A 354-nucleotide genomic window follows, 5' to 3' on the forward strand; every position below is an offset into this window, starting at 1 on the left:
ACCAACCCCCTGCTTCTTTTTATTTTTAAAATAATGCGATGCTGTTTATTATTGGATGTTGTAAATGAAATACTTTGTGCCATGTGCCTTGAATTGTAGTCGCATGCCATATCCCATTTCTATTCATGAACCACGGGCTGCTTGTTATTATTTTAAAATAAGTTATTTGAGAAAAAGTGGGGGTTGACTTTTTATAAGCATTATAATTTATAAGAACATTCTTTGATGTATCTTCAATATTGTTTTTGCTTTTGAGACCGCACCCTGTAAGAAACATCGCCACACTCAGTAGGCCTGCGAGAAACACAAACACTTTTTTCACGAAAACACCCTCCTCTTAACTATGCAGTGTAG

The 354-nt window shown here is 35.6% G+C and carries 1 protein-coding gene; it reads right to left on the reverse strand.

All coding sequences use genetic code 11. The annotated features are described in order from the left end of the window. Positions 1-25: 25 nt before the first annotated feature. Entirely contained in the window at positions 26-322 is a 297-nt protein-coding gene (locus BM613_RS14830; RefSeq protein WP_146192872.1) for a lipoprotein, read from the reverse strand. Positions 323-354 lie beyond the last annotated feature (32 nt).

It is taken from the genome of Sulfoacidibacillus thermotolerans, from assembly GCF_003144315.1.
GTDB lineage: Bacteria > Bacillota > Bacilli > Alicyclobacillales > SLC66 > Sulfoacidibacillus > Sulfoacidibacillus thermotolerans.